This window comes from Trinickia sp. Y13, from assembly GCF_029522115.1.
Classification (GTDB): Bacteria; Pseudomonadota; Gammaproteobacteria; order Burkholderiales; family Burkholderiaceae; genus Trinickia.
On the sequence record NZ_JAKWFK010000004.1, the window covers coordinates 337,581 to 350,314 of the forward strand.

Consider the following 12,734-nt stretch of genomic DNA (forward strand, 5'->3'; position numbering starts at 1 on the left):
TCCCCTATTTCTACAAAACATCTAAACATGGACCATACGTCCAGATAGTGAGTTGGTCAGCGTCTTCGCTGGCGTGTGGCTCAGTCCCCAAATAGACGTCATCAGGAGATAGGCAATGCAAGGAAAACTCATACGCCAGTTGGCCTCGACGAGAGGTCTGCGTGCGGCACTTTTGGCACTCGCAGTGGGCGCCTTCGTGACCGGCGCCAATGCACAGCAGCCCGGCGATAACGCGCCGCATAGGCTGCCGAGGATTCTCGTTCTGGCAACGGGCGGCACGATTGCAAGCACCCCCGATCCGCGCTCGGCAATCGGCTACAACGCCGGCGGGGTCACCGGCGATCAACTCCTCGCAGGCGTTCCAGGTCTCGACAAGCTCGCTTCCATTAAAGCGGAGCAGATGTCGAATGTCGGCTCGCAGGACATGAACAACAAGATCTGGTACCGGCTCGCGAACCGGATCAAACAGGCCGTCGAGCAGAATGAAGTTGACGGCGTTGTTATTACACACGGCACAGACACGATGGAGGAAACCGGCTTCTTCCTGGATCTCGTTCTCTCAACCGACAAGCCAGTTGTTCTCGTCGGTTCTATGCGTTCTGGCGGTTCAACCAGCGCAGATGGTCCAATGAACCTGTACGAGGCACTCGAAGTTGCCGCCAGTCCTCAGTCTGCTCATCGCGGCGTGTTGATGGTGATGAACGATACGATCAGCAGTCCGCGTTGGGCGACCAAGACCAACACCACCTCCCTCCATACGTTCCAGAGTCCGACTGCTGGGCCGCTCGGATATGTCGATCCTGCCTCGATCCGATACCTCTCGCCTGCGCCGGTGAACCACGCAAAAGCGATGGCGTTGCCAGTCGGAGGGCTACCGCGAGTCGACATCGTGTATGCACATGCAGATATGGACGCCGCTCAGATTCAGGACGCTGTCCAGCACGGGGCGAAAGGTATCGTTCTCGCTGGTGTCGGCGATGGAAATGCGTCGAAAGCCGCGCTGGATGCGCTGGTGGCGGCGGCCCGCAAAGGCATCGTGGTAGTCCGTTCTACGCGTGTGGGAAGCGGGTTCGTCAACCGGAATGTCGAGGTGCCGGACGACAAGGATGGATTCGTCGTTTCCGACGATTTGAACCCTCAAAAGGCGCGTGTGCTTACTCAACTGCTAGTCGGCAACGGTGTGACGTCGCCGGACAAAGTTCAGGAAGCGTTCCAGGCAACCTACTGAATCGCATCTGGTTAGCGGACCGCCTGCGTTGGCGACTTACCGACCTGGCGCAGGCGTCTTTCGCCGCGGCTAACACGTCCATCACTCAAGGATCAATGAATGTCCATCTACGGCCAATCTACTGCCATTACGTGCGCCAACGCCCCCGACAATGCTCCTCCGGCCGGCCACTACTCTCACGTCTGCATTGCGAACGGATTTGTATTTGTCTCGGGTCAACTGCCGATCGACCCCAGCGGAAAACCGCTGAGTGACGCGCCGTTTGACGCGCAAACCAGACAGGTGCTGCACAACGTGGACGCGACTTTGAAGGCTGCTGGCGCCACGCGTGACGATCTGGTCCAGGTACGGGTATTCGTTTCGGACATCGAGCACTGGCCCATTTTCAACCGACTCTATGCGGAATGGATTGGGGCTCACAAGCCGGCTCGGGCAGTAGCGGAGTCTGCATCGTTGCATTACGGGTCAGCCGTCGAGGTAGAGGCCGTCGCCTTGGCTCCGGCTAACTGCAATCAAAAGTGATCGAAGGAGATACCCTCATGAAAAGGTGGAAGCTGTCCCATTGGATCATAGTTGGCATGATTCTCGGCATCGTCGTAGGCTACGCCTGCCATCGATACGCGGCAGACGAAGCCGCTGCCAAGGCAATTGCCGGCGACTTCGGCATGGTGACGACGATTTTCTTGAACATGATCAAGATGATTATTGCACCGCTGGTCTTCGCGACGCTCGTCTCTGGCATTGCCGGCATGGACAACGGGAAATCGATAGGGCGGATTGGCGCGAAGGCGCTCGGCTGGTTCATTGTCGCGTCCCTCGTCTCGCTCAGCATCGGCCTGCTATTCGTCAACATCGCGAAACCCGGCGCCAATCTCAACATGCCGCTGCCGCCAGCGGACGCTGCGACCCACCTACGAACGAGCGCGTTGAATGTTCACGACCTTCTGACGCATATCGTCCCGAGCAGCATTGCCGGAGCGATGGCGGGAAACCAGATCATGCAGATCCTTGTGTTCTCGCTGTTCTTCGGCATTGCCTTGGGAAAAGTGCCCGGCGAACATGGCGTTTTCCTGAGGCGCGCAGTCGATGGACTGATGGAGACAATGCTTCGTGCGACGAACGCGGTGATGGCCTTTGCGCCCGTCGGTATCTTTGCTGCCATCGCAGGTGTCGTCACCGTGCAAGGCCTAGGCGTCGTCGTTACCTACGGCAAGCTCATTGGCTGGTTTTACGTGGCATTGTTTGCACTGTGGACGGTGCTTTATTTCGCTGGCCACGCTGCCCTGGGCCGCCGTATGCCTGAACTGGCGAAGAAGATCCGCGAGCCGATGATGATTGCCTTCTCGACGGCGAGCAGTGAAGCGGCCTTTCCGGTGTTGACGGAAAAGCTGACGGAGTTCGGCGTGCATCGACGCCTCGTCGGCTTCGTGTTGCCGCTAGGCTACTCGTTTAATCTCGACGGCTCGATGGTCTACCAGGCGTTCGCGGCGGTGTTCATCGCACAGGCGTACGGCGTGCATATGCCCATCGGCACGCAAATAACCATGCTTCTCATCCTCATGGTCAGCAGCAAGGGGATGGCGGCGGTTCCGCGAGGTGCGCTGGTTGTGGTCGCCGCGATCCTGCCAATGTTCCATCTTCCCGAAGCTGGCTTGCTGTTAGTGATGGGGGTTGACCAGTTTCTTGACATGGGCCGCACGGCAACCAATGTTCTAGGCAACAGCATCGCCAGTGCCGTGGTGGCGAAATGGGAAGGTGAACTGTCGACCGCTGGGACGCACGAAGAAGGTCAAGGATCGCCAGGCACAAGTACCGAACCCGTCCCCGATTACGGAAATGCCCGTTCATCGTGACCCATCAAGGCGCTTCGGATTGCACGGCACGTCCACATTGATATTCAGTCCATTTATGGACATAATGTATATTTTATGAAATCCGATTGGAAGAGTACGACCATGCCGGCAGATGCAAAGCTTCTCCTTCTCGACCGTGATGTAGTGGAACCTGCTCTGCACGCGGACCAGGTCATGGCTGCGGTTCTGGAAGCATTTATTCTTCATAGTCAGCGAGCCGGGCGGGTATTCCCTGTTGTTCGCGAGAAGCTGCATACAGGTGGGGTGTTCGGCATCAAGTCCGGCGATGTAGCAAGCCAAAATCTTCTTGGTTTTAAGGCGGCTGGATTCTGGCCGAGCAACCGGGGCGTCGGCGGGGAGCCTCATCAAGCGACCGTTGCGCTGTTCGACCCTTCGAGCGGCCGGCCGCTCTGCATCATAGACGGCAATGCGATTACGACTGCGCGGACCGGTGCCGCTGGCGCTTTGGGGCTCCAACAACTCGCGCGCCCTGAAAGTACGCGGATCTGCATCTTCGGCACCGGGGTTCAGGCGAGCGTCCAGCTTCAGTACACGCTGAAGTCATTGCAACAGCAATGCACGGTCCAATACGTGACCGTCACCGGCAAGGCAGAGCCTGCTTTCGAAGCTAGATTCCGGGATCTGTGCACCATCAGCGTTGCGACGGATCGAAACGCGGCGGTAGCCGCAAGCGACGTCGTCATTACTGCGACGCCCGGTGGTGGCGCGCTGTTCGACACCGACGCGGTTCAAGCGGGAACCCACCTCACCTGTGTCGGCGCCGACACCGCGGGCAAGCGCGAACTGCCCGACGGCGTGTTGGACCGTGCGCGTGTTTTTGTCGACGATGAGGTTCAAGCACGCACCATTGGCGAATACCAGTGGGCACCGTCGCTGCCGTGCACAGAAATCGGCGAACTCCTTTCCGGCGCCACATCCTTCAAGCGTTCCCCGAGCGATATCACTGTGTTTGATATGACGGGTCTTGCTTTGCAGGACCTCACAGTTGCGCGGTTTCTCTACGAGCACGCCAGGGAAAGGCAGCTCGGGACGTCCGTCGCATGGCCGTGGTAAGTCCAATCTATTTCCGAGTCTGACATGACTACTTTCGAGCTTCCCACCTACGCTGACGTGGAGGCCGCGGCCTCCCGAATCGCCGGCGTTGCTCATCGCACCCCGGTTCAGACCTCGCGCACGCTAAACGAAATGATCGGCGCCGAGGTTTTCCTCAAGTGTGAGAACTTCCAACGGATGGGGGCCTTCAAATTCCGCGGGGCGTTTAATGCGCTCTCGAAGTTTTCGCCGGAGCAGCGCAAGGCCGGCGTCGTCGCGTTCTCCTCGGGCAACCATGCCCAGGGGATTGCCCTTTCAGCGAGGATTCTCAATATCCCTGCCACGATCGTGATGCCCCACGATGCGCCTGCAGCGAAGGTGGCAGCCACGAAGGGATATGGGGCGAACGTAGTTGTGTACGACCGCTACGCGGAAGATCGGGAGGCAATTGGCCGGCGTCTGGCCGAAGAATACGGCCTCACCCTGATCCCACCCTACGATCACCCGGATATCCTTTCGGGACAGGGTACTGCCGCAAAGGAGCTTTTCGAAGACGTTGGTGCGCTCGACTATCTGTTCGTGCCGTTAGGCGGCGGTGGCCTTCTGTCGGGTAGCGCGTTATCGACGCGTGCGCTTGCGCCGCAATGCATTTTGTACGGCGTTGAGCCGGAAGCTGGCAATGACGGTCAACAATCGTTCCGAAGCGGCGAAATCGTTCATATCGAAACGCCGAAGACGATCGCGGACGGAGCGCAGACGCAGCATCTCGGAAACTACACGTTCGGTATCATCAAACGCGATGTAAACGACATTCTGACGGCACCGGATGCCGACCTGGTGAGCGCAATGAAGTTCTTCGCTGCTCGCATGAAGATGCTCGTGGAACCGACGGGATGCCTCGGACTGGCCGCCGCGCTGAACATGAAGGAATCTCTCCAGGGCAAGCGCGTCGGCGTGCTGATCAGCGGCGGCAACATCGACCTTGAGCGGTTCTGCACGCTCTCGACGGCTCAAGCATGACGCCCACCGTGTTTGATAAGCTGGTTGCTTTGTTCGAAGACGAAGCGGCCCGATTCCGTGTCATCGAGCATCCTGCAGAGGGGCGCTCGGACCTGGTCGCAACGATTCGCGGGACCGCGCCCGGACAAGGTGCGAAGGCGATGCTTTGCAGGAGCAAAGACGACGACCGCGCGCTGATCCTCGCGATTCTTCCGGGAGACAGGAGACTCGACTTCAAACGAATGGCTGAGGCTGCTGGGATCAAGAAAGCAACGCTCGCGTCGCCCGAAGAGGCGCAACGAGTGACGGGGTGCGTCATTGGTGCCATCCCTCCTTTCTCGTTCTCGGCAAACATCAAACTGATCGTTGACCCTGATCTCGTCGAAAGCTTTGGCGAGATCGCTTTTAATGCAGGACGGCTCGACCGGTCGATTATTCTGGATTCGGTCGACTATTTGCGGATTGCCAAGCCGCTTCTGCAATCCCTATGCGCCTGAGCAAGGTATCGGCCATCTCGTTCGATCTGGACGACACGCTTTGGCCATTCAGGCTGGCGGTCGAGCGCGCCGAAGTCGCCCTACACTCGTGGTTGCTCGAACACGCGCCGCGAACGGGCGCAACGCTGCCGAACTGGCGAGCGCTTGGAGCGCTGCGCGATCAATACGAACGCTCGCGCCCGGACCTGGCGGGCAACTACCAAGCCTTACGGCTTGGCTCGATCCGGCGTGTCCTGAAACTGGCCGGGGAAGACGTCGCTCTCGCTGAAGACGCATATACGGTGTTCTATTCCGCTCGGCAGAAAGTCGAATTCTACAAAGACGTTTGGCCAGCGTTGACCTGGCTTAACCCCAGATTTCCGCTCGTGGCTGTGACCAACGGCAACGCTGATTTAAGGCTCACCGGTTGTGCGGCCTTCTTTGGTACGCACCTGAGCGCCGCAACGTTTGGTTATGCGAAACCTGATCCCAGGATTTTTCTGGAAGCAGCGAAGTCGGTAGGGGTACAGCCGGAGGCGTTACTGCACGTAGGTGATGATTTCGATCTCGATGTTCTCGGATCGTTGAATGCTGGCCTTCAGGCAGCATGGATCGTTCGCAAACGTCTCTTCGAGGGGAAAGCCGCAACCTGCGAGAATTCGCGTTGGCATCTGACGATCAAAGACTTGTCGATGCTGTGCCGAGCATTGGGTGGGCCGCCATTGCTCAATTCAGCAAAGGATCGATGACGGCTTGCAGTGGCGAAGCAGCTATTCAAGTGACAACTTCCAGTGTATGGGGAGTGGCCGAAAGTGGTCGAACCCCGCCCTACCCACCTCACAATTTGAACCGCCGCGTCTCCGAGCCCCCTCAGAGCACCCGCGGGTTACGCGGGCCCTGGCCTTCCCTCCCTTTGCGAAGCCGGACGATTGCCAAGGAGCTCAACCAGCCGTGTCTCGCATTCGGAAAACGAGTACCCGCGCCGCTGCGAGATCATGAACGTGAGCGGGCGCATGTGCCATGCGCGCCGTTGGAGTTCGACAAGCGTTCCCTTCGCGAGGTCTTCCTCAACCATATGGCGAGGCATGTGCCCCCAGCACAAGCTTCCCCGGAGCAGATCGTGCTTCGCGCCGAGGTCATTCACCCACCACTGCCGTTCACTGGCAACCCCCTGTTGCGTCTTTTCCGCATCAGGCTGATTGTCGGTTACGACGAGCTGAATGTGTCGACCAAATTCCTCCCGCGAGATCGGCCCCGCGATAGCGGCCAGCGGATGCGATGGCGCGCAGACGGTCACCATTTGCGCATCACATAAATGCTGCCTTTCTATGGCGCCTGGGCTCAGCTCCAGCACGTCCGTGATCGTCACCGCCAATGCGCACGTGCCTTCGAGAACCAAACGTTCGCCGCCCTGCATCGTCGTCATGCGCAAATTGATCGCAACCGTTGAAAAGTCCGCCTGCACAGTGCGCAGGCATTCAATTAGGTGCGCACGCGGGAAATAGGTATCCACGGCAATCGAGACCTGTGGGACCCCGGCTTCAGCAATCGCAACCGCGCGCATCTTCATTTCCTCGGTGCGTGCGATCACGCCGCGTGCATCCGGCAGGAGGCTGCGGCCCGCGGCCGTAAGCGTTGCTCTGCGTGTGTTGCGCTCGAACAGCAGCACATCAAAGGCACTCTCGAGCGCATTGATGGCGTGACTGATCGCCGACTGTGCACGCTTCAGCTCCCTGGCAGCCCCGGAAAAGCTCCCTTGATCACACACGGCGACGAAGGCCCGAAGTTGATTGATGGTGACGTTGTCGAGCATATATCTAAAAAGTAGATGGCATTGATAGATATTTAGTCAATTGGATTCATTAATCAAGAGGCCCACAATCGGTTTCTCGCTTTTGTTTCGAAGGATCCATGACATGAACAAGCTGAATGGAAAGACCGCGGTCATCACCGGCGGCGCTACCGGCATCGGCCTCGCCGCGGCAAAGCGCTTCATCGAGGAAGGCGCTTTCGTCTTCGTCTTCGGCCGTCGGCAGGAAGCGCTCGACGCCGCTGTGGCCGCTCTCGGACCTAACGCCCGCGCGGTGAAGGGCTCAGTCTCCGATCTGGCCGACCTCGACCGACTCTACGCGGCGGTGAAGGCCGAGCGCGGAACGCTCGACATCGTCTTTGCCAACGCCGGGGCGGGAAGCCCGCTTCCCCTCGGCCAGATCACCGCCGAGCACATTGACGAAACCTTCGACACCAATGTGAAGGGCACGATTTTCACGGTCCAAAAGGCGTTGCCGCTGATGGGCGCGGGCGGTTCGATCATCCTCACCGGATCGAGCGCCGGCACCACGGGTGCCCCGGGGTTCACTGCCTATAGCGCGAGCAAGGCGGCCGTGCGCAACCTCGCGCGGACCTGGGCAGCGGATCTGAAGGGCACCGGCATTCGGATAAACGTGCTGTCGCCCGGGGCGACGGCGACCGAACTCGCCAAAGAGGCGCTGGGAGAGGAGGGTCAGAAGGCCTACGGTGCGATGACGCCCCTCCAGCGCATGGCCGATCCCACGGAAATCGGGGCGGTGGCCGCCTTTCTCGCGTCACCGGACAGCAGCTTCATGACCGCGAGCGAAATCGCCGTTGACGGTGGCTTGGCGCAAATCTGAGGAGAAAAATCAAATGAAACAGTCACTAAAGGCAAAACGGCTGTCATTACCCGAAGCCAAAATCGCGCTAGGACGCTTTGGCGAGCCTTCGGAAAGTGCCGCCGTCGTCGCGTTCCTGGCTTCCGGTGAGGGTCATTGGGTGACTAGGCAGACGCTCGAGGCGAGCGGCGGCTACAAACTCTGACCACGCCGAAAAAACCGAAGGAGAATCTTATGAGCTACGCAATCATCGGCTTCGGCAAGATCGGGCATGCGCTTGCCAAGGCGTTTGCCCGGAACGGCATCGAGGTGTCCGTTGCAACCACGCGCGCCCCCGAAAGCTTTGCATCCGATGCAGCCGCAATCGGACCCACGATCATTCCCAAAACCCTGGCCGAAGCCGTCAAGGCGGATATCATCTTTTTGGCTGTCCGTTTCGAGTCGCACCCGGAGGTCGCAAAAGCGCTCCCCGACTGGAAGGGGAAGACCGTCATCGACGCGATGAACACTCGCGCCCCGCTTGAGGAATTGGGCGGTCTCCCGTCCTCCGCCTTCGTGGCGAAGGTGTTCACCGGAGCCAGGCTGGTGAAAGGCTTCAACCATCTGGTCGCTGCTGTCCTCGATCAAAACCCCACCGTGCACGGTGGCAGGAGAGTCGTTTTCCTGGCCAGCGACGATGACGGCGCTGCAGCGGAGATTAGTGCGCTTGCCGAAAAACTCGGTTTCGCACCGATCAAACTTGGCGGCCTTTCGGACGGTGGACTGCTTGTGCACGCGCGCGGAAATAACTGGGGACAACTGATCTTCAAGGATTTGATCAAGTTTGACGGATGAGCGACGGTGTCCAGACATTTCGCTGAGTCGCTGCGGTGTTCGGCTCGCAAAAGGAGTCGCCACTATCAGCGAACGAGACTCAGTGCCTTCGCGATCTCCGCTGCGAGTTGATGCTGTTGATACGGTTTGCGCAGCCTCACAATATCCATTGTGGTTCCCGAGGGTAAGTCCGCATACCCTGTCGCGATGACAATCGGAAGATCGGGCCTCAACTCGCGCGCGGCATGCGCCAACTGCATACCGGTCATCTTCGGCATCGAGTAGTCGGTGATGAGTAGGTCCACCTTCCTCCCGCTGCTGAGCACCTCGAGTGCATTCGCGCCCGAGTCGGTTTCGATCACCTCGTGCCCGAGGTCTTCGAGTAAATAGGCCGTGCTGTCGGAAATCAAGGGGTCGTCGTCAACCAACAAGATCGTCACGCCGCGAGCGACGACGGCACTTTCATCCGGTGCCGCTTGTACCGGCATCGGTTCCTCGGCCGCTCGCGGCGCAACGGGCAGCCATAGCTCCGCCCGCGTGCCGCGGCCGACTGCACTTTCGAGCCGCAGTGCACCGTTGAGCTGGAGGGCCAAGCCATGAGCCATCGACAGCCCAAGGCCCGTGCCTTTACCGAGTTCTTTAGTCGTGAAAAACGGCTCCAGCGCCTTGGAAAGCGTTGTCGCACTCATGCCGTAGCCTGAGTCGACCACACTGACGCGTATGTAGTCTCCCTCCGCGAGATCCACCTGTTCGATAGCATGCACCACCTCCACGGCGATCGAAATCACCCCGCCGTCCGGCATCGCATCGCGTGCGTTCACAACGAGGTTCAACAGCGCAAGTTCGATCTGATTGGCGTCTGCAAGCGTAAGCGGCAGTTCCTCGGGCAATTCCAACGCCAACTCGACGCCCGCCCCGACGGAACGCTCCAACAGGTCGCTCATCCCGCTTATCAGCCTCGATAAGTGAATCGATTCGATTCTGAGGTTCTGTTGCCGAGCGAACGCCAGAAGACGCTGCGTCAAGGATGCGCCGCGCCGGGCGCCCTGGAGTGCGCCATCGGCGAGCCGCACGAGCTTCTCGTCGCGAACTTGCTTGCGCAGCAGTTCGAGATTGCCCATGACCGCCATGAGTAGATTGTTGAAATCATGGGCTACTCCCCCGGTCAATTGCCCAATCATTTCCATTTTCTGGACCTGACGTAGCACTTCCTCCGCGTGCTCGCGCTGCCGGATCTCATCGAGCACGGTTTGATGCGCGCGCTCGAGCTGTGCGGTACGCTCGCGCACCTTTTCCTCGAGCGTCTCATTCATACGTTGCAAGGTCGCCTCAGCCATTTTTCGCGCGGTGATGTCCGACGACACACCGACGAGCCTGGCAACTTTGCGTTCCCAATCGAGAACATGCCTCGCGCGAAAATCCACCCAATGCAACGTGTCGTCAGCCCAGACGCATCGGAATTCGATGGCGATATCAGCGCGCGTTTCGATACTGAGTTTGATTGCATCGCGCATGCGACCTCGATCGTCCCTATGCATGCAAGCTTCGAATTCCGCGTAAGTCAACGCGCCGCTCGCCGAGCGACCAAGGACTGCCATCGTGGCTGCGGAAGCGGTGAAATGCGTGGGCGGCAGGTCGAGCTCGCACTGGCCGAGGTGCCCGGCGGTCAACGCGGTCCGCAACCGCGCTTCGCTCTCGCGGAGCTCTTCCATACGCGAGCGCGCCTCGTACTGCCGATGACGCCCCCGCTGCGCCGTCGCGACCACGCTGACGAACGTCATTGGATGAAACGGGCGCTCGAGAAAGACAACATTCCCGAGCGCCGTGATGAGGGTGCGCGCACCGGGGCTGTCATCGGAGGCATGGCCCCTGCGTGTCAGGATGATGAAGGGAAAGTCCGACCATTCCGGCTGCGCCGTCACCCAGGCGACCACTTGCGTGAGATCCCCATCACGCAGCGCCTCTTCGGTCACCACGGCGCAGCCGATCTCATCATTCAGAAATGTCGAAAAATGCTCGAGATCTGCGCATATGATCGCCTCGGTCCCTGCCTCGTGTAATAACGCGGCGGCGACCGGGGCGTCTCGTCCGAGAGGCGCGAGAATCAGCGCGGGGCGCGCATTGCGGTCAATCGTCGTCATCGGGAGCGGTACCGACGTCCGGCAGTGCATTTTGCCCAACGAAACTCGGCACGCCGCGCAGCACGCCCTGGAAATCGTTGAGCGCTGTTCCCACGGCCAACCCGTTAGCGCTGATCTGGAATTCCCGGATCGTTTTTTCGTGACGACCGGTGCGCTTCTTGATAACGGATACGGCGCGTCTGACCTGACCGCGCGCTTCGAAATAGCGCAGCAGGATCACCGTATCCGCAAGATAGGTGACGTCCACGGGCGCTTTCATGTCGCCAACCAACCCGTGCTGAGCGACTGTCAGAAACGTGCTCGCACCCCGACGATTCAGATATTGCAGAAGCTCGTGAACATGAAGCACCAGCGCATTTTCTTCCGGCATGGCGGCCTGGTAGCCATTCAGGCTGTCGATCACCACTGTTTTCGCCTGTGCCTCGTCGACACAAACACGAACCCGATGCGCAAATTCACCGGGAGACAGCTCCGCGGCGTCGACCTGCTCGACATGCAGACTGCCCGAATCGCGCATTGCCTCCAGATCGAAACCCATCTGGCGCGTGCGATCGAACAGCAGGCCGAGTTCTTCATCGAACACGAATAGGGCCGCCTTTTCCCCGCGCTGAAGCGCCGCCCAGATGAATTGCAGCCCGAACGTGGACTTACCTGTGCCGGCGGGGCCAAGTACCAGCGTGCTCGAGCCTCGCTCGATGCCGCCACCGAGCAACTCGTCGAGTTCGGCCACGCCACTGCTGATGCTTCCTCGGTCGAGCCGGGAGCGGTGCTCCGCCGCCACCAGACGAGGGAAGACCGAAACACCGCCGGTTCTAATCGCGAAATCGTGATACCCACCGCGGAACCGCCGTCCGCGATACTTGGACACTCTTAGCCTGCGCCGCTCTGCCCCGTAAGCGGGGGCGAGCTCTTCCAGCTTGATTACCGCGTGAGCAATGCTGTGGACCGTCTTATCGTTCGCTTCGGAACTTAGATCGTCGAGCAGTAGAACCGTTGCGCCTGACCGGGAGAAGTAGTGCTTGAAGGCGAGGATTTCGCGGCGGTAGCGCAAAGAGCTTTGGGCAAGCAATCGGATCTCGGACAAGCTGTCGAGGACGACGCGCTTGGGCCGCACGCGTTCAAACGCACCGAGAATCGCCCGCGTGGTTTCACCCAGTTCGAGGTCGGACGAATACAGGAGGCTCTGCTGGTGCTCCGCATCGACCAGACTTTCGGGGGGCACGACTTCGAATACGTCGATGGCATCGTCAAGACGCCAACCGTGCGAGGCTGCACCGCTGCGCAGCTCTGTCTCCGTTTCGGACAAGGTGACGTAGAGTCCCCGCTCGCCCGCTTCCGCACCGGTAATCAGAAAACGCAGGGCGATTGTCGTTTTTCCCGTTCCGGGGGCGCCCTCCAGAAGGAAGATGTTGCCCTCGGCGAGCCCGCCAATCAACACATCGTCGAGGCCCGGCACGCCGGTTTTGGCCGTCGGTATGTTTCCCGTCTCGGTATCCATCCATCGCTCCAGTTGATCGAGAGATTTCGGGAAGCTGTGACCT

General features: G+C 59.7%; 13 protein-coding genes. 10 read left to right on the forward strand and 3 right to left on the reverse strand.

Annotated features, from left to right (window positions below):
* The first annotated feature begins 115 nt into the window (after positions 1-115).
* From MMB74_RS10085 to MMB74_RS10115, 7 genes are all read left to right on the forward strand, one after another.
* Positions 116-1,228, forward strand: a complete 1,113-nt coding sequence (locus MMB74_RS10085; RefSeq protein ID WP_277428480.1) for an asparaginase — start codon at positions 116-118, stop codon at positions 1,226-1,228.
* 99 nt (positions 1,229-1,327) lie between these two features.
* Positions 1,328-1,750, forward strand: coding sequence for a RidA family protein (locus MMB74_RS10090; protein WP_277428481.1), 423 nt, complete (start codon positions 1,328-1,330; stop codon positions 1,748-1,750).
* A 17-nt stretch (positions 1,751-1,767) separates the two neighbouring features.
* The gene (locus tag MMB74_RS10095) at positions 1,768-3,081 is read left to right on the forward strand and encodes a dicarboxylate/amino acid:cation symporter (RefSeq protein WP_277428482.1); all 1,314 of its coding nucleotides are present in this window, start codon (positions 1,768-1,770) and stop codon (positions 3,079-3,081) included.
* Between the two features lie 102 nt (positions 3,082-3,183).
* Positions 3,184-4,155, forward strand: a complete 972-nt coding sequence (locus MMB74_RS10100) for an ornithine cyclodeaminase family protein (RefSeq protein WP_277428630.1) — start codon at positions 3,184-3,186, stop codon at positions 4,153-4,155.
* A gap of 24 nt (positions 4,156-4,179) precedes the next feature.
* Positions 4,180-5,154, forward strand: a complete 975-nt coding sequence (locus tag MMB74_RS10105) for a threo-3-hydroxy-L-aspartate ammonia-lyase (protein WP_277428483.1) — start codon at positions 4,180-4,182, stop codon at positions 5,152-5,154.
* A complete protein-coding gene (locus MMB74_RS10110; protein WP_277428484.1) occupies positions 5,151-5,630 on the forward strand; it encodes a YbaK/prolyl-tRNA synthetase associated domain-containing protein in 480 nt (159 codons plus the stop codon). The genes MMB74_RS10105 and MMB74_RS10110 overlap by 4 nt, the downstream gene beginning before the upstream one ends.
* Positions 5,621-6,358: an HAD family hydrolase gene (locus tag MMB74_RS10115; protein ID WP_277428485.1), complete on the forward strand. Its 738-nt coding sequence runs from the start codon at positions 5,621-5,623 to the stop codon at positions 6,356-6,358. Before MMB74_RS10110 ends, MMB74_RS10115 begins: the two co-directional genes overlap by 10 nt.
* Before the next feature lie 137 nt (positions 6,359-6,495).
* Here MMB74_RS10115 and MMB74_RS10120 read toward each other — a convergent pair whose 3' ends face one another.
* Positions 6,496-7,422 (reverse strand): LysR family transcriptional regulator, encoded by a 927-nt coding sequence (locus MMB74_RS10120; RefSeq protein WP_277428486.1) that lies wholly within the window; start codon positions 7,420-7,422, stop codon positions 6,496-6,498.
* Positions 7,423-7,525: 103 nt separating this feature from the next.
* Here MMB74_RS10120 and MMB74_RS10125 point away from each other — a divergent pair, with 103 nt between their 5' ends.
* From MMB74_RS10125 to MMB74_RS10135, 3 genes are read left to right on the forward strand one after another with little or no spacing between them, the layout of a single operon-like run.
* Positions 7,526-8,260: an SDR family oxidoreductase gene (locus MMB74_RS10125; protein WP_277428487.1), complete on the forward strand. Its 735-nt coding sequence runs from the start codon at positions 7,526-7,528 to the stop codon at positions 8,258-8,260.
* Between the two features lie 13 nt (positions 8,261-8,273).
* Positions 8,274-8,444 (forward strand): SDR family oxidoreductase, encoded by a 171-nt coding sequence (locus tag MMB74_RS10130; protein WP_277428488.1) that lies wholly within the window; start codon positions 8,274-8,276, stop codon positions 8,442-8,444.
* Positions 8,445-8,473: 29 nt separating this feature from the next.
* Positions 8,474-9,073: an NADPH-dependent F420 reductase gene (locus tag MMB74_RS10135; protein ID WP_277428489.1), complete on the forward strand. Its 600-nt coding sequence runs from the start codon at positions 8,474-8,476 to the stop codon at positions 9,071-9,073.
* 65 nt (positions 9,074-9,138) lie between these two features.
* On the opposite strand, the gene MMB74_RS10140 is transcribed toward MMB74_RS10135, so the two are convergent.
* Positions 9,139-11,193: an ATP-binding protein gene (locus MMB74_RS10140; protein WP_277428490.1), complete on the reverse strand. Its 2,055-nt coding sequence runs from the start codon at positions 11,191-11,193 to the stop codon at positions 9,139-9,141.
* Complete coding sequence (locus tag MMB74_RS10145) at positions 11,180-12,691, reverse strand: ATPase domain-containing protein (RefSeq protein ID WP_277428491.1); 1,512 nt, start codon at positions 12,689-12,691, stop codon at positions 11,180-11,182. The genes MMB74_RS10140 and MMB74_RS10145 overlap by 14 nt, the downstream gene beginning before the upstream one ends.
* Positions 12,692-12,734: the final 43 nt, after the last annotated feature.